This is a genomic window from Streptomyces sp. NPDC059398, assembly GCF_042751845.1.
Taxonomy (GTDB): domain Bacteria; phylum Actinomycetota; class Actinomycetes; order Streptomycetales; family Streptomycetaceae; genus Streptomyces.
In genome coordinates this window covers 1-17,325 of record NZ_JBHYWP010000009.1, presented here as the reverse complement: position 1 = coordinate 17,325, position 17,325 = coordinate 1, and the positions used below count along the sequence as shown (strand labels likewise).

Genomic DNA, 17,325 nt, shown 5'->3' with positions numbered 1-17,325 from the left:
GCGGAATCGGCCACTCAGGCGCCCCCGCCCGGCCTGATCACGGCCTTCTCCACCAGCAGCCGGGCGCCCGCCGCGATGCTCGGGGCGTCGATCCCGGCCGCGGCCAGCTGCTCCTGCGGCGAGGCCGATCCCGGCATGTTGCCGACCGCGAGCCGGACCAGCCGGGGCACCGGCCTGCCGTCCGCGAACGCCTCGGCGACCGCGTCCCCCAGACCGCCCTCGGGGTGATGGTCCTCGACGGTGACCAGACAGCCCGTCTGGTCCGCCGCCGTCCGCAGGGTCCCGGCGTCCACGGGCTTGACCGAGTAGAGGTCGATCACCCGCACCGCGATGCCCTCCCGGGCCAGGATGTCGGCCGCCTCCAGGCACTCGTGGAGCGTCTGGCCCGCCCCGATCAGGGTCAGCTCGTCGCTCGCACCGGAGCGCAGGACCTTGCTGCCGCCGATCGGGAACTCCTCGTCGGGCCCGTAGATGACCGGGGTCTCCCCGCGGTTGGTCCGCAGATAGCGGATGCCGTGGGCGTCAGCCATCTCCGCCACGAGCCGGGCCGTCTGGTTGGCATCGCTCGGGTACAGGACGGTGCTGCCGTGCACGGACCGGAACATCGCCAGGTCCTCCACCCCCATCTGGGAGGGGCCGTCCTCGCCGATCGCGGTACCGACATGGGAGCCCACGACGTTGATGTCGGCCCTGCCGATCGCCGCCATCCGGAAGAAGTCGTGCGCCCGGGTGAGGAACGAGGCGAAGCTGCACGCGAACGGGGTGTAGCCGCGCGCCTGCATGCCGACCGCGCCCGCCGCCAGCTGCTGTTCGGCGATGTAGCACTCGAAGTACCGCTCGGGGTGCTTCTTCGAGAAGAACTCGGCGCGGGTCGAGTCGCCGACCTCGCCGTCCAGTACGACGACATCGCCGCGCGCCGTGCCGAGTGCGGTGACCGCCTCGCCGAACGCGTTGCGGGTCGCGACCTCGTCGCCCTTCTCGTAGCGCGGCAGTACGAGATCGCCGCTGCCGGTGATCCGCCGCGGCTGGGCGTCGGCGGGCTTGTGCACATCGACCCGGGCGGTCCGGCGGCCGCCCAGCTCGTCGACGGCCGCTGCGGCGTCCGGCAGGGGTTTGCCGTGCTTGCCCTCCTGGTCCTCGACGGCGGCCACCCCGCGCCCCTTGCGGGTGCCCGCGATGATCGCGGTGGGCCGGTCCGTGACACCGCGCACCTCCTCGTACGCGGCGTCCACGGCAGCGATGTCGTGACCGTCGATCTCGACCGTGTGCCAGCCGAAGGCGCGCAGCCTGCGCCCGTACGCCGCCAGGTCCCTGCCGTGCCGGGTGGGCCCGCGCTGTCCGAGCCGGTTGACGTCGACGATCAGCGTCAGATTGCCCAGGCCCTCGAACCCGGCGTGCTCGGCCGCCTCCCAGACGGAGCCCTCGGCCATCTCGCTGTCGCCGCTCAGCACCCAGACCCGGTAGTCCACCCGCTCCAGGCACTTCCCGGCGAGCGCCATCCCCACGCCTACCGGCAGCCCCTGTCCCAGCGAACCGGTGGCCACGTCCACCCACGGGATGCGCGGTGTCGGGTGGCCCTCAAGACGGCTGCCCTCCTTGCGGAAGGTCAGCAGCTCGTCGTCGTCGATGGCGCCCGCCGCGAGATACATGGCGTACAGGAGCGGTGTGGCGTGGCCCTTGGAGAGGACGAAGCGGTCGTTGCCCGGGTGGTCGGGCCGGTCGAAGTCGTAGCGCAGATGCCTGGCGAGCAGTACGGCGGCCAGATCCGCCGCGGACATCGACGAGGTGGGGTGCCCGGAGCCCGCCGCGTCGGCGGCGCGCACCGCGTCCACGCGGAGTTGCTGGGCCAGTTCGAAGAGTTCTGCGTTCTGATCCGTGCTCATTGCTGTTCCCTTCCCGCGACCGGGCCTTCAGCGGGGCCGGCGGTGCGGTGTCGAGCGGGCCCGCTCCTGGAGTGGGCGGCCCGGCTGCTCAGCCTGTCCCGGTCGCACAGCACCGCGTACCCGGTCCGGCGCGACGCGCACATGTTTCCCCGGTGTGGCGGCACCCACATACCAGTATGCGAGATACGAATCTCACCATACGGCGAAACCCTCTACGGTGGGTCCACCACATCGGACGAGTTCGACGTCGGACAGGAGTCCCGCCATGCCGGAAGAGACAGCCGTATACACCCACGGCCACCACGAGTCGGTGCTGCGTTCGCACACCTGGCGTACCGCCGCCAACTCCGCGGCCTATCTGGTGGACGAGCTCAAGCCCCATATGCGGATCCTGGACATCGGCTGCGGCCCCGGCACCATCACCGCCGACCTGGCGGCGCTGGTGCCCGACGGCAGTGTCACGGGTGTGGACAGGGCGCCCGAAATCCTGGAGCAGGCACGCGCGCTGGCGGCCGAACGCGGTCTGGCCAACACGGACTTCGCGGTCGCGGACGTGCATGCGCTGGAATATCCGGACGACACCTTCTGTGTGGTCCACGCCCATCAGGTGCTCCAGCATGTGGGCGACCCGGTGCAGGCGCTGCGGGAGATGCGCCGGGTCACCAAACCCGGCGGCATCGTCGCGGTGCGCGAGAGCGACTACGGGGCGTTCACCTGGTACCCGGAGTCACCGGTGATGGACGACTGGCTGGACCTGTACCACCGGGTCACCCGGGGCAACGGCGCCGAACCGGACGCCGGGCGGCGGCTGTTCTCCTGGGCGCGGCAGGCCGGCTTCACGGACATCAGGCCGACGGCCACCAACTGGGTCTTCGCCAACGAGGAGGAGCGGGCCTGGTGGAGCGGGCTGTGGGCGGACCGTACGGTCCAGTCGGTCTACGCGCGGCAGGCGGTCGACGGCGGCCACGCGACCCGGGAACAGCTGACGGCGATCGCGGACGCCTGGCGCGAGTGGGGCGCGCAGCAGGACGGCTGGTTCCTGGTGCCGCACGGCGAAGTCCTCTGCCGGGTCTGAGCGGCGGGACAGGGGGAGGGCACGGCGACCGGCCCTCCCGCCCCCGTTCCCACGTCAACTAGGCTGCTCCGCATGGAGATCCTGGGCACTACCTTGCGTATCTGCGTCGCCGACCTCGAAGCCTCGGTGTTCTTCTACGAACGCCTCACGGGCGCCAAGGCGCTGCGCTTCGAGCGCGCCGGTGTATCCGTCGCCGCGGTCGGCTTCTTCCTCCTGATGAGCGGCCCCGAGTCGGAGCTGGAGATTCTGCGCAAGGTGACGGCGACCATCGCGGTACGGGATGTGGACGAGGCGCTCACCACGCTGAACGAGATCGGCGCACAGGTCATCGCGGGGCCGGTACCGACCCCGGTGGGCCGCAATCTGATCGCGGTCCACCCCGACGGGTCGGTCTTCGAGTACGTGGACCGGAACGGAAGCGGCGGCGAGGCCGGGGCCGGTCCCGCCGCCTGAGCACCGGGGCAGCGGGCGCCAGCCTCCCGCGCCCCCGTCAGCTCTGCGGCCGCATCCGGTACTCGTACATCTCCGGCAGCGGATCGTCCGTGAGGGCCGCCCAGACCTCGTTGAGGATCTCGGCGCCCTCCCGGATGTCCGCCACCTCGAAGCCCTTGTCGAACACCGCACGTGCCGCCCCGATGTCCCCTTCCGCCAGCAGCAGTTGCGCGTCGATCAGCCGGAACCGGCCCCGCGCCCGGGTCTCCTGGTCCAGTCGGCCCCAGACACTCCGGGCGTCGGCGGTGCGCCCGGCCGCGAGCAGCGCGTCGATGGCCTCGCGCCCCAGGGCGGCGGTCACCGCCGTCCAGCCCGCCCCGTTCCGGCGTTCCTCGCAGAGATCGTCGAAGGCCTCGGCGTACCGGTCGGCGGCCCGCCCGTCGTGGCCGTCGCACCGGTCGGCGACGGCGAGACAGCGCAGCAACGGCCAGCGGGAGGGCGCGAGTTCGAGACCGCGCTCCCAGCTGCGCACCGCCTGGGCCCGGTCGCCGCCGTGCCACTGCGCGACCCCCAGGTGGTACTCGGTCAGCGGTTCGGCGCGGGCCGTCTCCAGCATGTCCCGCCAGTGCCTGGACACCAGCGAGGGTCCTGGCGGGGTGACCCTGCGCGGAGCCGGGAACGCACCGGAGCGGTACAGCTCCAGCCACGGCTGCTGGTCGTCACCGAGCGCCGAAGCGTAGTACGGGGTGCCCGGCAGCTTGTATCCGCCGCGCAGCACTTCGAGCGCACCCCAGCCGGATCCGGTGGCGAGCATCTCGTGCGGCTCGCGGTCCATACAGCCGCGCCACGCCCCGTAGGCGGTCTCGACCGCGGCCCGGGGCAGCGCGGCTTCGAGCCGGGACTCCGCCTCGCCGCGGGCCGCGTCCCAGTCGTCGCCGTGCACGGCCGATGCGTCGGCGGTGAGCGGCCCGTAAGCCTCCAGCCAGCTGAACTCGGCGCCTGCCTCCAGGCGTACGTGTTCCAGCTGGGTGCGGGCGAGACCCGCCTGGATCTCCGCGTACCCTCCGGTGCCCGGTTCGGTCAGCCACTGCTGCCAGCGCCGTCCGCCGGTGCCAGAGCCCCAGAGGAAGAGCTTGCGGCCGCGCAGCTGGTCGGTGGAGGTCTGGACGAGCCCCCGGCCCTCCTCGTCCAGCGAGGCGACCCACTTCCTCGCCTCCGGCGGGACCTCGTAGAAGTAGTCCGCCGGGTACTCGCTGCGCAGCGGGTACGTACGGTCGGCGCCGTTCCAGCCGGGTACCGGGACGCGGCGCAGGCTGCGCTCGTAGCCGAAGTGCCAGGCCTCGTCGGCGGGGGCGAGGACCCGGGTGGTGGGGCTCTCGGGCACGGCGATGTTGGACCACCAGTAGGTGGGCACCGGCTGCTCGTGCGGGTTGCGGATCCGGACCCCGACGTACAGGAAGTCGGAGCCGTCGGGCAGCCAGAGGTCCACCTGGAAGGGCAGGTCGCGCAGCCGCTCCCACTCCCAGAGCCGGAGCATCTCGCCGCCGTCGGGCGCGGTCACCAGCGCGGCGTGCAGCGGGGCGCAGCTGAGCGTGGTGTGCCCGGTCGCCCCGATGTTCCACTCGATACCGCCGGAGAACCAGGCGCCGTTCAGCGCGAAGTCGGCGGGCTGGAGCACCGGGTTGCGGTAGAGCAGCTCCCGTCCGGACGGCTTGTGGAAGAGGGAGTGGATCCGGCCGCCGAGACCGGGCAGCACGGTGGCACGCAGCCGGTCGTTCTCGATCACGATCGTGTCGATTCCGGCGGGGGTGCGCTCCCTGTCGTACCCGTCGCGTACACGCACCGGCAGCACGCTGGTCAGCGGCTCGTATCCGATCTGGCGGGCCATGTCGTGCGGGAGATCGGCCCGCCCCTCCGCGTCCACGGTGTGCGTCTCGTCGAGCGGGCGCAGCGCCGGAAGCGGGTTCTCCGGCCCCAACGGGGCGGTGGGCAGCGTCATTACGGCACGTCGCACGGTCGTGGCCAAGGCAACCTCACTCGCTCGTGGGAGCAGCCGTCCGCCCGGCCCCCCTGATGACCATGGAACACCGGCGGGGCCGGTCTGACCAGGGGTTACCGCGAGCCGATTTGCCCGAACGCCGCTCGGGAACCCGCGAACAATCCGGTACCCGGGATCCGGCCCAGCCCGTAACCTGCACCGGGAACGGCGTACGAACGAGATGAGGGCGGACGAGATGGCCGAGCAGCACACCTACCGGGTCATTGTGCGGGGCACCTGGGAGGGGCTGACGGACGACTCGCGGGCCCGGCTGCTCGCCGAGGTGGACGAACACGGCCTGCCCCAGATGCACTTCACCGAGGAGGGCTCCCTCACCTACGACAAGGTGCTGAAACACTTCTCGTTCCGCTATGTGGTCGCGTCGGACGCGGCGGACGGCGAGGAGATGGCGGGCGCCATCGCGGAGGACCGGGCCGAGACCGCGCTGAAGGAGCTGGGGCACGGCTTCGGCCCGCTGCGCTCGACCGTGACGGATATGGACACCATGAAGATCAACCGCAGGGGCCGCTGACCTGCGGCACCCCGGTCCTCAGCGGGCCGTCATCTCCGCGGTGAATGCCCAGCGTTCATGGTCCCGCCAGGCTCCGTCGATGAAGAGGAAGTCCGGTGAGTACCCCTCAAGACGGAACCCGGCACGGCGGATCAGCGCCAGCGACGCCTCGTTGGCCGGCTGGATGTTGACCTCAAGACGGTGCAGGCCGAGCGGGCCGAAGGCGTACTGCATCACCAGGCGCAGCCCCTCCCCCATCAGCCCCCGCCCCGCGGAGTGCGCGAACGCGCCGTATCCGAGCGCCCCGCTGCGGAAGGCGCCCTGGACGATGTTGTTGATGTTGATGAACCCGGCGATGCGTCCGGGGGTGTCGCCCGCGTGTTCGCAGACCAGGAAACCGGCCCTGGCCGGGTCCTCGATCAGCCGGCGCGCGTACACGAGGTAGCTCTCCGGGTCGGCGGGCGGGGCGAGCCAGGGATGGTGCAGCTCCCTGCTCTCCCGTACCAGCCCGGTGAACTCCCCGGCGTCCTCGTACGAGAAGTGGCGTACGCCCACACGGGGGCCCGAGGCGAGATATGCGGTCGTGTCTGGCATCGGGCCAGATTAGACCGCGGGGGCGCGTGCCGCGGAGGGGTGTTCCGGCGCGCGCTCCCCGGCGTCCAGGACCAGGGCCGGAACGTCCAGGGTGAGGGTGCCCGCCCCGGCGTCCAGGACGGCGGGCACGCCGAGCGGCATGGTCTGCGCGGTGGAGCAGTGGCCGAAGCCGAACTCCTCCACCACCGGGACGCCCAGTGTGCCGAGCCGGTCCAGCAGCACCGCCCGCACCTCGTCGTCCGGGGTGCACTCCTCCCAGGAGCCGAGGGCGATACCGGCGACCCCCTCCAGGAGGCCCGAGCGGAGCAGCTGGGTGAGGATCCGGTCGATGCGGTAGCCCTCCTCCCCGATGTCCTCGATCAGCAGCAGCCCGCCGCGCCCGGTGGGGCGGGCGTACGGGGTGCCGAGTTCGGCGGCGAGCAGTGAGAGGCAGCCCCCGAAGGTGATGCCCGCCGCCCGGCCGGGCACCAGGGTGCGGGCCGTGCCGAGGCCGAGCGTGCGGACCGTTTCGGGCTCGAAGAGGGTGGCGCGCAGGGACTCCTGGGTCGCGGTGTTCTCGATGAAGCTGAGGGCGGCGGTCATCGGACCGTGCAGCGTCGAGAGTCCCATCCGCACGGCGAACGCCTCGTGCAGCGCGGTGACATCGCTGTACCCGACGAACACCTTGGGCCCGGCCGCGCGCATCGCCGCCCAGTCCAGCAGATCGGTCATGCGCTGCGCGCCGTAGCCGCCGCGTGCGCAGAGGACCGCGGAGATCCCCGGGTCGCACCAGGCCGTCTGCAGATCGCGGGCGCGCGCCTCGTCGGCGCCCGCGAGATACCGGAACCGCGGGTGCCGGTCCAGCACATGGGGCATCACCACCGGTTCCAGGCCCCAGCCGCGGAGGATGCCGAGACCGGCCGTGAGCCGGTCCTCCGGGACGGGCCCGCTGGGCGACACGACGGCGACCCTGGCCCCCGGCCGGAGCCGGGCCGGCCGGGTCAGCGGGGTCAGGGCGGGCGCCGGACGGGCCGTCATGTGTGCAGCTCAAGGACGGGGAGGTCGGGCCGGTCGATGCCGAAGGTCTGTACGTACAAGGAGAGTTCGGCCTCCAGTGCGCGGACCATGGTGTCGGCCCTGCGGAAACCGTGTCCCTCGCCCTCGAACGTCAGATAGGCGTGCGGGACGCCCCGGCCCGCCATCCGCTCCAGGAACCGTTCGCACTGCACCGGCGGGCAGATCACGTCGTCCAGCCCCTGGAGCAGCAGGAACGGCGCCGACACCCGGTCGGCGTGCTGTGCGGGCGAGCGGTCACGGTAGCGGTCGGGGACCTCGGCGAACGGCCCGATGAGGGTCTCCAGGTACTGGGACTCGAAGTCGTGGGTGCCGTCGTCGGATGCCCAGTCGGTCAGATCGAGGATGGGGTACATGACCGTGCCGCAGGCGTAGACGCCGGACGACGCAAGCGACGCCAGTGAGGCCGCCGACGTCCAGCCGCCCGCGCTGCCGCCGCGGATCGCCAGCCTGGACCGGTCGGCCACGCCTTCGTCGGCGAGCGCACCGGCGACGGCCGCGCAGTCCTCCACATCCACGACGCCCCACTGCTCACGCAGCCGGTTGCGGTACTCCCGTCCGTAGCCGGTCGATCCGCCGTAGTTCACCTCCGCCACACCGATGCCCCGCGAAGTGAAGTAGGCGATCTCCAGGTCGAGTACGAGCGGTGCACGGCTGGTGGGGCCGCCGTGCGCCCAGATCACGAAGGGCGGCAGTTCCCCGTCGGGCGCGGTCCGGTCGGGGCTGTGCGGCGGATGGACATGGGCGTGGATCTCCCGGCCGCCGGGCCCGGTGAACGTACGGCTCTGCGGCTCGGGGTAGTAGGCGGGGTCCACCGCGTCCCGGTGCGGTGAGCCGATGACGCGGGTGTGGCCGCTGCTGGTGTCGAGCTCCACGATCTCGAACGAGCTGCGCGCGCCGGCCGCCAGACCGACCACCCGGCTGTCGCGCGCGGAGAGCGTCGAGGCCCACTCGGTCCAGGGGCCCGGTGCGTCGACGAGTTCGCCGTTCTCCGGGTCGAGCACCCCGAGCGCGGTGTCGCCCGCGCCGTGCACGACGGCGATCAGCCCGCTGTCCAGAGGCTCGAACCACTTCTGGCCGATCTTCCAGAGCGGCCCGCCGAACTCCTCGTCGCGCGGACAGAGCGCGACCGCAGCGCCGTCCTGGTCCGCCCGGTAGAGGTTCCACCAGCCGGTGCGGTCGGAGGCGAACAGCAGCCGCCCGTCGGCCGCCCAGTCCACCTGTGCGACGGACTCGTCCGGCCCTCCTGCGATACGCCGGGCCCCCTCGAAGAGGCCGCCTTCGGTGACGTCGGCGACCATGGCGTCGTTGCCGTCCCACGGCATCCGCGGATGGTCCCAGCCGAGCCACGCGACACGGCGCCCGTCCGGCGAGAGACGGGCACCGGTGACGAACCGGTGGCCTCCGCCGGAGAGTTCACGGACGGCCGCGCGGTCATCGGCGGCCGAGCCGTCCAGCGGTACGGCCGCGATGACCCGCCGTACATCGGTGGGCGACTCGCCGGTGAACTCCTCCATGACGCACCAGGCTTCGCCGCAGCCGGGATGGATCACCGGGTCCACCCAGCGCAGTCCGCCGCCCACGACGGAGACCGGGGTGAGCGGCCTCGGCTCCGCCGCGCCGCCCCGCGCGTCCGGCTCGTACGCGTAGAGCCGCTGGTCGGCGAAGTGGACGAAGACCACGAGCGGCCCGCCCGACGACCGCAGCGCCCCGGCCCAGGGCTGTCCGCCGTACTCGATGACCCGGCTGCGGACGTTCCACGGGGCGGGCAGGGCCGTCTCCTCACTGCCGTCCGCCCGCCGCCGCACCAGTGCGCGCCTGCCGCCCTCGGCGGGGCGCGGCGCGGTCCACCACACCTCGTCGCCGACCGTGCCGATGAACTCGGGACGGCCGTCCTGCGACGCCGCGACTGCGGCGTCGATCGGCGAAGGCCATGTGCCGTAGGCCCCGGTGGTTGCCATGCTGCCAACTCCCCTATGCGGTACGCAGATAGTGATCGAGCACCCGGGCGCCAAAGTGCAGCGCGTCCACCGGCACCCGCTCGTCGACCCCGTGGAACAGGGCCTGGTAGTCGAAGCCGGGAGGCAGCCTCAGCGGCGAGAAGCCGTACCCGGTGATTCCCAGTCGGGAGAACTGCTTGGCGTCCGTGCCCCCCGACATGCAGTAGGGCACCACATGCCCCTCCGGTGCGAACCTCTCGATCGCCGCGCGCAGTTTCGCGTACGTCGGCGAGTCCACCGGTGCTTCGAGCGCGACCTCGCCGTGGTCGAACTCCCAGTCGACGTCCGGCCCGGTGAGGCGGTCCATGGTCGAGCGGAACTCGTCCTCGCCGCCGGGCAGCATCCGTCCGTCGACATACGCCGTCGCGTGCCCGGGGATGACATTGACCTTGTAACCGGCTGTCAGCATCGTCGGGTTGGCGCTGTTGCGGACGGTCGGCTCGACCAGCGCGGCCGCCGGGCCGAGCTTCGAGAGCAGCGCGTCCACGTCGAAGTCCGGGGCCGCGGTGTCCGTTTCGATGCCGTGCAGAGCGGCGATCTCGGTGAGCGCGGCGCGCACGGTCGGCGTGAGCCGTACCGGCCACTGGTGTTCGCCGATACGGGCGATGGCGGCGGCGAGCCTGCTGACCGCGTTCTGCCGGTTGACCTTCGAGCCGTGGCCCGCCTTGCCGTGCGCCGTGAGCCGCAGCCAGGCGGTGCCGCGCTCACCGGCCGCGATGGGGTAGACAGGCAGGTCCGGACCGGCGTGGAAGGTGAAGGCACCGGACTCGCTGATGCCCTCGGTGCAGCCGTCGAAGAGCCCGGGGTGCTGGTCGGCGAGGAAGCCCGAGCCGTCGTCGGCGCTCGCCTCCTCGTCGGCCGTGTAGGCGATGACGATGTCACGCCGGGGGCGCACGCCCTGGCGCGCCCAGGCCCGCACCACCGCGAGCACCATCGCGTCCATGTTCTTCATGTCGATCGCGCCGCGGCCCCAGACCACCCCGTCGCGGATCTCCCCGGAGAACGGGTGCACGGACCAGTCGTCCGGTTCGGCGGGCACCACGTCGAGATGGCCGTGGACCAGCAGCGCGTCCGCCGACGGGTCGGTGCCGGGAATCCTGGCGACCACGTTGGTACGCCCCGGGGTGCGCTCCAGAAGCGTCGGCTCGATCCCCGCACCGGCCAGCCGCTCGGCGACGTACTCGGCGGCGGGCCGCTCCCGGCAGTCACCGCCGCCCCGGTTGGTCGTGTCGATCCGAATCAGCTCCGAGGTGAATGCCACCGCCTCGTCGAGCGCCCGTGCGTCCAGCTGCTCCGGTCCCACCGGATTCACGTCAGCCATACTGTTCCTCCACCGCGGACGAGACGAGGGTCGTCACCGCCTTGAAGGTCCGAATGCCCTCATACATCGTCGCGCTGGTGTACGCGACACGCCGCTCAGCCGTCCTGCGTACCCCCGGTACGACGGTCGCGGCGCCGACCAGATGCTCCGCGTCGAACTCCAGCTCCACCGTGAAGGACTGCCCGGTCACGGGTGCGTGGCGCACGGCGAGCGCGGTGGCGTCGGCCGCGGCGGTACGGATGTCGGATGCCGTACGGGCGGGGGTGCGGCAGACCGCCGCGTACCGCGAGACATGGTCCTTCACCGCCACGGTACGGGCCCGGGGCGCGTACCCCAGCGCGTCGGCGCAGGCGAGGTCGTCACCGGTGACGAGCACCACCGGGACTCCGTACTCCGCGACCACATGGGCGTTGAGAAGGCCCTCGCTCGCCCGTACGCCGTTGAGCCAGACGCCGGTGATCGAGTTGGCCAGATAGGTGTGGGCGAGCACGCCCTCCATACCGGCGCCCGTGTGGTAGCCGACGAAGGCGATCCCGTCCACGTCGCCGTGCTGGACGCCCTCCACCATGGAGAGCGACTTATGACGACCCGTGAGCATCTGGACCCGCTCGTCGAGCCGCTCGATGAGCAGATTACGCATGGACCAGTGGGCTTCGTTGATGAGCACCTCGTCGGCGCCACCGTCGAAGAAACCGAGAGCGGCCGCGTTCACGTCCGACGTGAACAGCGACCGGCAGCGCTCCCACTGCGCACTGCCGGGGAGCACGTCGCCGGGCCAGGTCACACCCGTCGCGCCCTCCATGTCGGCGCTGATGAGGATCTTCATGCGGATGACGCTACCTGCCGACGAATACGCTGGCCAGGCACCGCACACCTATCACAGGTCCATACCACTGACGCCGATTCTGAGTCGGCGAGTATCCAAGCCCTCGGGCCTCCGCACACGGAAAACCCCTCGCGCCTGATGACTGCACAGGAGAAGCGTCATCGCGCGAGGGGTTCACCTACAGGGTTCAGCAGTAGGGCGGAATGCTACCGACGTTGTCGACGTACCGCGCCGAGACGAAGTTCCCCTTGGCGGTCTTGTACCAGAGGATGTTTCCGCCCACGTTCTGGCCGCGGACCTTGCACACGATCGGGATGATCGAGTGGTACGAGTACGAGCCGACGACCCGGTAGTGCTGGCTGGGGCCACTGCGCACCAGCACGCCTGTCCTGGCGATCACGCGGCCCTTGTAGTGGGTCCACGCCGCCGCAGTCGACTGGCCCTTGGCGGCCGGGCCGCTGCTCTCACCGGCGAGAGCCGGACCGGCGGCGACTCCGACGGCCAGCGCACCGGCTGTCAGTGCCATGACGAGCTTGCTGGTCTTGGGCTTGGGGAACAAGTGTTGCCTCCGCGAGATCACAGACCGATGGGGTAGATGCGTGAGACGCCGCCCCCGCCATACGCCGATGTGAACGGCACACTGTTCGCACATCCTCCAGCGAACGGCCCAGGGGCAAAACGGATCGCCTCAGCCCGAGCAAGCTACTGCGGCCTCCACGCCGGCCCGCCCTTACGCGGTGCGACACACAGGGCGTTCTCCTGAATGGGCGCATGCGTCCGTTCTCCGGGCCGGCCGGACCTGCCGGGAACCCAGAGGTCTACTCCACTGAAGGACCGGCCGACGGCGGGTTGGTCTGGATCAGCTAACTTTCCGGGATCCGGCACCGCCACGGTCCGCCATGGGAATACCGGATCACATCAACTCTTCCTCCCGGGACCACTGATGGCGACTGCTCTGTTCGCGCCGTACTCTCGGCGGCCGGCGGTGGTCGCCGCGCAGATCCTGCTGGTGGCCGCCGCGTACTACGGATCGGCCCGCCTCGGTCTGCTCAGGGAGGTGGTCGTCGACGGTGCCGTGGTCACACCGCTCTGGCTGCCCACCGGCGTCGCGCTCAGCGCCCTGCTCTACATGGGGCTGCGCGTCTGGCCCGGTATCGCCATCGGCGCGCTCTTCTCCATCGCCACGGTCGGCGCGACCCTCACCCCGCCGGGCGCCACCATCTCGGCAGGCAACACCCTGGCTCCCGTCTTCGCGTTCCTCATGCTGCGCCGGGTGGGATTCCGCCCCGAGCTGGACCGTCTGCGGGACGGTGTGACGCTGGTCTTCCTGGGCGCCGCGGTGGCGATGCTGGTCAGCGCCTCCATCGGCTGCGGCACGCTGGCGGTGACCGGCAAGCTGCCCCTCCGCGACTTCTGGCCGGTCTGGCTGGCGTGGTGGGCCGGTGACGCCATGGGAGTGCTCGTCGCCACCCCGGTCCTGCTCGTCCTGCGCCGGATCAGGCTCCCCCGGGCCACCGACCGCTGGCCCGAGGCCACGGCGCTGGCCCTCGCCTCGGTGGTGGTCACCCTGCTGGCCACCCGGTCCACGCTCACCCTGCTCTTTCTTGTCTTTCCGCTGCTCATCTGGGCCGCGCTCCGCTTCGAGCTGTCCGGCAGCGCCCCCTGTGCCTGTCTGGCCTCGGTGCTCGCCGTCCTCGCAGCGACCGAGTACATCGGCCCCTTCGAGGGCCGGACCCTGTTCGAGGCGACGCTCAACGTCGCCGTGTTCAACGCTTCGGTGTCGCTGACGGCGCTGCTGCTGGCCGCGATCGTCACGGAGCAGAAGAACATCCGCAGCAAGATCGAGCTGGCCTGTCTGGAACTGGCCGACCTGGTCGAGCAGCTCGCCCCCGGGCAGGTGGACCTCCTGCCACCGCCCGGCGACCTGCCACCGTCCGGCGACCTGCCATCGCCCGGCGGCGGGCCCGGCCGCTGATCCGCCGGCCGGGCTCCGTACCCCCGCGGCGCCTCAGGAGGTCCCGGCGAGCACGAACCAGCGCGCCGGCAGATCGATCCGGGTGCCGTCCGGCAGATGCTCGGTCTGGGCCAGTGCGGTATCACCGCTCGCCAGGATCGTCAGCCCCGCACCGCGGAGGAGCCCGGGTACCTCTTCCTCGGACGCGTCGGCCGGCTTGAGGCCGTTCTGGATGACCCTGCGCAGCTTCTCGGGCGGCCCTCCGGGGCCTTCGGCCACCTTCTGCAGCAGTTCCTTCGAAGCGGGCGTCAGCTCCGCGACGAAGGCCCGCCCCCGCTCGCCGACGAGTGCCGCGATGGCTGCGGCGACGGCCGGGCGCGCCTCGGGTTCGCTCTGGTGGATGACGGCCCGCATGTAGACATTGGTGTCACCGATCCGCCGGCCCAGCTCCCGTACCGCCTCCGTGTCCACCAGGTCGAGCTGGGAGAACTCGGCCACTCCCGCACTGTCCGCCCGCCGCGCGTGACGGATCGCGGCGTGCGAGAGGTCCACGCCGAGTGCGCGGGCGAAGACGGTGGACAGATAGCGGGTCTGAGTGCCGTTTCCGCAGCCGAGGTCCACGACCGGGAGCGACGTGTCGGCGTACGGCAGCAGCAGCTCGGTGTGCGGTACGGCGGTGAGCGACGGGTCCGAGTCCCAGATCGCCTCGCCCGGGGCTTCCGACGTGGCCGACCAGAACCCCTCCCACGCCTCGCGGTACTGCGGCGACACATACATAGGTACTCCTGCGTCCATTGCGCCCCTCGGTGCTCTGCCGGAGAACGACCGCCGTTCTCCGTGGATACGGGCAAGACCGCGGGCAGGCTCAGACGCCCACGGCCGCCGGTGTCACCCGCTGTCCGCTCCGGGGCCCGCCGCCCCGGTCGGCCAGCGCCTGTTCGAACCAGACGGTCTTGCCGTGTGCGGTGGAGCTGGTGCCCCACTCCCGGGCGAGGCTGCTCACCACCAGCAGCCCGCGGCCCGACTCGTCGTCACCGGACGGGCCGAGCAGCACGGCGGGCGCCGGTTCGTCGTCGCTGACCTCGCAGAGCAGGGCGGCCGTCCTGACCAGCCGCAGCCCGATCTCGCGCACCCGGCCGTGTCTGACGGCGTTGGTGACCAGCTCACTGACCATCAGCCCCGCGGGCTCCACCGCGTCCGGCAGCCCCCAGTCGAGCAGCTGCCCGCGGACCAGCCGCCGGGCCCGCGCCACCTCACGGGGATCGAGGGCGAGCCGCCACTGCGCGACGTCATCGGCGGGGATCCCGTTCACCCTGGCCATCAGCAGCGCCACGTCGTCCTTGCGGCCGCCGTCCGGGTTCAGCGCGCGGATGATCGTGTCGCAGGCGTCGTCCATGGAGGCGGCGGGGTGCGCGGCCGACGCGCAGAGCGCGGCGAGCCCGGCCCCGATGTCCTGGCCGCGCACCTCGACCAGACCGTCGGTGCAGAGGATCAGCCGGTCGCCGGGGCCCACCCGTACGGTCGCTGTCTCGAAGGCGACACCCCCGACACCGATGGGCGCACCCGTCGGCAGGGAGAGCAGCTCGGCCCGGCCGTCGGCTGCGCGGACCAGGACCGGCGGGATATGCCCGGCGTTGGCGATCTGCAGTTCGGAGCTGATCGGGTCGTACACGGCGTACAGACAGGTCGCCAGATACTGCTCACCGAGCCGCTGTGCCAGGTCGTCCAGGTTGCGCAGCAGCTGGGCCGGGGGCATCTCCATGGTGGCCATGGTGAGGACGGCGGTGCGCAACTGACCCATCATGGCTGCCGAGTTGAGCCCGTGTCCCATGACGTCGCCGACGACGAGGGCGGTCCGGGAGCCGGGCAGCTTCACCGAGTCGAACCAGTCGCCGCCGACCCGGCCGAGCCGGGCGCCCGGCAGATAGCGGGTCGCGATGTCGCAGCCCGCCATACGGGGTTCGACCTTGGGCAGCATGCTGTCCTGGAGGGTCTCGGCGACGTTCTCCTGGTACGTGTACATCCGGGCGTTGTCGAGGACGAGCCCGGCGCGGGCGGCGAGTTCGGCGCCGGTGGTGCGGTCCATGTCGTCGAAGGGCTCCCTGCCGGGCCGCCGCATCAGCACCATGAAGCCGAGTACCACGTCGCGGGCCTTCAACGGCACGATCAGCAGCGAGCGGTGGGTGATCAGCGGCCGCAGGTCACGTTTCTCGAACTCGCCCGAGATCCGGTTGCTCAGCTCTTCGTCCACATACCGGACGAGAACGGGCTCGCCGGTGACCATGCACTGGAAGAACGGCGTGTGCTCGGGGAACGCGATGGCCTCGCCCACCGGCACGGTGTCGTCCCAGCGGCCCGTTTCGTCGTTGTGCTCGACCCACACCCGGTGCCAGACGGTGGTGACGTCGGGCGGCCCGTCGGGGAATCCCTCGCCCGCGAGCACGGCGGCGCGCAGATGGGTGCCCGCGAAGTCGGTGAAGCGCGGAACGGCGGCGCTGGTCACCTCACGGATGGTGCGTTCCAGGTCGAGGGAGGAACCGATGCGCCCGCTGGCCTCGTTGAGGAACTCAAGCCGCTCGCGTACCGCCGCATACTCCAGGTCGAGTTCAGGGCGGGGCGGGGTACGGGCCGCGTGGAGGTCGTCGCCGGTCCTGAGGGACTCACGGCCGGGCCGACCGGGCGGGGTGTACCGCGGCACCCCCCAGTCCGGGGTGACGGGAACCTGCTCGTGGTGACTGAACTCCAGTACGGGATAGCCCAGTTCAAGGACCTGGGAGACGATCCCGGTCGCCTCCTGGACGCTCATGTTCGGCAGGATCTCGGGGAGCCGCCCGGCCAGTTCGCGGTAGCCGGGGAAGTCGGTGTGGAGCGCGAAGCCGGGGGCTATGGTCCCGGGGGCGCCGCTCTCGTCGCCGTCCGCAAGCTGTGCGGCGTCGGCCGCGAGGACGAGGAGCCGCTCGGGGCCGGGCCCGGCCAGCGGGTACGCCCACCAGAGCACATCGATACGGCCGCGCCGCGGCTCGTCGAGACGGGCCCGGCCCGATGACGGGTAGGCGACGATCCCGCCGGCCGAGATGTCGTCGAGCTCCGGGCCGAGATCGGCGTACGTCCCGTCGGGCCCACGCTCCCCTTCGCTGCGCAACGCCCCGGACACCGGCAGCAGTTCGCCCGCGGCGCAGCCGACCGCTTCCTGGCGCGAGACACCGAAGAGCCGTCGGGCCCCCGTTGACCAGTGCGAGACCAGCCCTCCGGCGTCGACGACCGCCACGGCGAGCGGCACACGGCCCGCCGCGGCGTCCCGCGGCCGGTCCGCCCTCGGTGGCGGCACACCAACGTCCATGGGTGGAAGGCTCCTTCCCGGCCGCGACGCTCTGCGGTACGTGACACCACCGTACGGCCCGTGCCCGGGTCCCGGGGGGTCATCGGCGGAATCGGCCCCACGGGTGGTGCGCCCGGCGTACGCGGGGGCGCACCACCCATGGGGCCCGTCCGTGCGGACCGGTACTCGCGGAAGCTCCTATAGATCGTCAAGCAGCTTGGGTTAGCTGTTCGGTGGTGATCTGGGGGTGGGGCAGGTGTCGGTAGACCTCGCGGGCGACGAACCGTTTCAGGCAGCGGACGATGTCCTTCTTGGTCAT

The 17,325-nt window shown here is 71.6% G+C and carries 14 protein-coding genes; 4 read left to right on the top strand and 10 right to left on the bottom strand.

The genetic code is table 11. The features are described 5' to 3' along the window. Positions 1 to 14 precede the first annotated feature (14 nt). The gene (locus tag ACFXBC_RS05430; RefSeq protein ID WP_385018952.1) at positions 15 to 1,883 is read right to left on the bottom strand and encodes a transketolase; all 1,869 of its coding nucleotides are present in this window, start codon (positions 1,881 to 1,883) and stop codon (positions 15 to 17) included. 265 nt (positions 1,884 to 2,148) lie between these two features. Between ACFXBC_RS05430 and ACFXBC_RS05425 the strand changes: the two genes are divergently transcribed. Together ACFXBC_RS05425 and ACFXBC_RS05420 are read left to right on the top strand one after the other, a co-directional pair. Further along, complete coding sequence (locus tag ACFXBC_RS05425) at positions 2,149 to 2,958, top strand: methyltransferase domain-containing protein (protein ID WP_385018950.1); 810 nt, start codon at positions 2,149 to 2,151, stop codon at positions 2,956 to 2,958. A gap of 72 nt (positions 2,959 to 3,030) precedes the next feature. Continuing rightward, a complete protein-coding gene (locus ACFXBC_RS05420) occupies positions 3,031 to 3,411 on the top strand; it encodes a VOC family protein (protein WP_385018948.1) in 381 nt (126 codons plus the stop codon). 37 nt (positions 3,412 to 3,448) lie between these two features. Here the strand turns inward: ACFXBC_RS05420 and ACFXBC_RS05415 are convergent, their stop codons facing one another. Next, positions 3,449 to 5,389, bottom strand: a complete 1,941-nt coding sequence (locus ACFXBC_RS05415) for a DUF5107 domain-containing protein (RefSeq protein ID WP_385018946.1) — start codon at positions 5,387 to 5,389, stop codon at positions 3,449 to 3,451. A gap of 235 nt (positions 5,390 to 5,624) precedes the next feature. Between ACFXBC_RS05415 and ACFXBC_RS05410 the strand changes: the two genes are divergently transcribed. Next, the gene (locus ACFXBC_RS05410; protein ID WP_385019084.1) at positions 5,625 to 5,960 is read left to right on the top strand and encodes a DUF6204 family protein; all 336 of its coding nucleotides are present in this window, start codon (positions 5,625 to 5,627) and stop codon (positions 5,958 to 5,960) included. 18 nt (positions 5,961 to 5,978) lie between these two features. Here the strand turns inward: ACFXBC_RS05410 and ACFXBC_RS05405 are convergent, their stop codons facing one another. From ACFXBC_RS05405 to ACFXBC_RS05380, 6 genes are all read right to left on the bottom strand, one after another. Beyond that, on the bottom strand, positions 5,979 to 6,533 hold the full coding sequence (locus tag ACFXBC_RS05405; RefSeq protein WP_385018944.1) for a GNAT family N-acetyltransferase: 555 nt from the start codon (positions 6,531 to 6,533) through the stop codon (positions 5,979 to 5,981). 9 nt (positions 6,534 to 6,542) lie between these two features. After that, on the bottom strand, positions 6,543 to 7,550 hold the full coding sequence (locus tag ACFXBC_RS05400) for an LD-carboxypeptidase (RefSeq protein WP_385018942.1): 1,008 nt from the start codon (positions 7,548 to 7,550) through the stop codon (positions 6,543 to 6,545). Continuing rightward, positions 7,547 to 9,547, bottom strand: coding sequence for a prolyl oligopeptidase family serine peptidase (locus ACFXBC_RS05395; protein ID WP_385018940.1), 2,001 nt, complete (start codon positions 9,545 to 9,547; stop codon positions 7,547 to 7,549). The genes ACFXBC_RS05400 and ACFXBC_RS05395 overlap by 4 nt, the downstream gene beginning before the upstream one ends. A gap of 13 nt (positions 9,548 to 9,560) precedes the next feature. Continuing rightward, positions 9,561 to 10,907 carry a M20/M25/M40 family metallo-hydrolase gene (locus ACFXBC_RS05390; RefSeq protein WP_385018938.1) on the bottom strand — a complete coding sequence of 449 codons (1,347 nt, stop codon included), beginning with the start codon at positions 10,905 to 10,907 and terminating at the stop codon, positions 9,561 to 9,563. Further along, positions 10,900 to 11,733 (bottom strand): M55 family metallopeptidase, encoded by an 834-nt coding sequence (locus ACFXBC_RS05385; protein WP_385018936.1) that lies wholly within the window; start codon positions 11,731 to 11,733, stop codon positions 10,900 to 10,902. Before ACFXBC_RS05385 ends, ACFXBC_RS05390 begins: the two co-directional genes overlap by 8 nt. A 187-nt stretch (positions 11,734 to 11,920) precedes the next feature. Then, positions 11,921 to 12,292 (bottom strand): SH3 domain-containing protein, encoded by a 372-nt coding sequence (locus ACFXBC_RS05380; RefSeq protein WP_385018934.1) that lies wholly within the window; start codon positions 12,290 to 12,292, stop codon positions 11,921 to 11,923. Between the two features lie 384 nt (positions 12,293 to 12,676). Between ACFXBC_RS05380 and ACFXBC_RS05375 the strand changes: the two genes are divergently transcribed. Beyond that, complete coding sequence (locus ACFXBC_RS05375; RefSeq protein WP_385018932.1) at positions 12,677 to 13,708, top strand: MASE1 domain-containing protein; 1,032 nt, start codon at positions 12,677 to 12,679, stop codon at positions 13,706 to 13,708. Positions 13,709 to 13,741: 33 nt separating this feature from the next. On the opposite strand, the gene ACFXBC_RS05370 is transcribed toward ACFXBC_RS05375, so the two are convergent. Beyond that, on the bottom strand, positions 13,742 to 14,464 hold the full coding sequence (locus tag ACFXBC_RS05370; protein WP_385018930.1) for a class I SAM-dependent methyltransferase: 723 nt from the start codon (positions 14,462 to 14,464) through the stop codon (positions 13,742 to 13,744). 88 nt (positions 14,465 to 14,552) lie between these two features. After that, positions 14,553 to 17,027, bottom strand: a complete 2,475-nt coding sequence (locus ACFXBC_RS05365) for a SpoIIE family protein phosphatase (RefSeq protein WP_385018929.1) — start codon at positions 17,025 to 17,027, stop codon at positions 14,553 to 14,555. Positions 17,028 to 17,325: the final 298 nt, after the last annotated feature.

What these genes read in the sequence shown, in the direction of transcription:
- ACFXBC_RS05430 (WP_385018952.1), bottom strand. Translation starts at nt 1,883, where the DNA reads ATGAGCACGGATCAGAACGCAGAACTCTTCGAACTGGCCCAGCAACTC.
- ACFXBC_RS05395 (WP_385018940.1), bottom strand. Translation starts at nt 9,547, where the DNA reads ATGGCAACCACCGGGGCCTACGGCACATGGCCTTCGCCGATCGACGCC.
- ACFXBC_RS05370 (WP_385018930.1), bottom strand. Translation starts at nt 14,464, where the DNA reads ATGTATGTGTCGCCGCAGTACCGCGAGGCGTGGGAGGGGTTCTGGTCG.
- ACFXBC_RS05375 (WP_385018932.1), top strand. Translation starts at nt 12,677, where the DNA reads ATGGCGACTGCTCTGTTCGCGCCGTACTCTCGGCGGCCGGCGGTGGTC.
- ACFXBC_RS05365 (WP_385018929.1), bottom strand. Translation starts at nt 17,027, where the DNA reads ATGGACGTTGGTGTGCCGCCACCGAGGGCGGACCGGCCGCGGGACGCC.
- ACFXBC_RS05400 (WP_385018942.1), bottom strand. Translation starts at nt 7,550, where the DNA reads ATGACGGCCCGTCCGGCGCCCGCCCTGACCCCGCTGACCCGGCCGGCC.
- ACFXBC_RS05420 (WP_385018948.1), top strand. Translation starts at nt 3,031, where the DNA reads ATGGAGATCCTGGGCACTACCTTGCGTATCTGCGTCGCCGACCTCGAA.
- ACFXBC_RS05405 (WP_385018944.1), bottom strand. Translation starts at nt 6,533, where the DNA reads ATGCCAGACACGACCGCATATCTCGCCTCGGGCCCCCGTGTGGGCGTA.
- ACFXBC_RS05415 (WP_385018946.1), bottom strand. Translation starts at nt 5,389, where the DNA reads ATGACGCTGCCCACCGCCCCGTTGGGGCCGGAGAACCCGCTTCCGGCG.
- ACFXBC_RS05385 (WP_385018936.1), bottom strand. Translation starts at nt 11,733, where the DNA reads ATGAAGATCCTCATCAGCGCCGACATGGAGGGCGCGACGGGTGTGACC.
- ACFXBC_RS05425 (WP_385018950.1), top strand. Translation starts at nt 2,149, where the DNA reads ATGCCGGAAGAGACAGCCGTATACACCCACGGCCACCACGAGTCGGTG.
- ACFXBC_RS05410 (WP_385019084.1), top strand. Translation starts at nt 5,625, where the DNA reads ATGGCCGAGCAGCACACCTACCGGGTCATTGTGCGGGGCACCTGGGAG.
- ACFXBC_RS05390 (WP_385018938.1), bottom strand. Translation starts at nt 10,907, where the DNA reads ATGGCTGACGTGAATCCGGTGGGACCGGAGCAGCTGGACGCACGGGCG.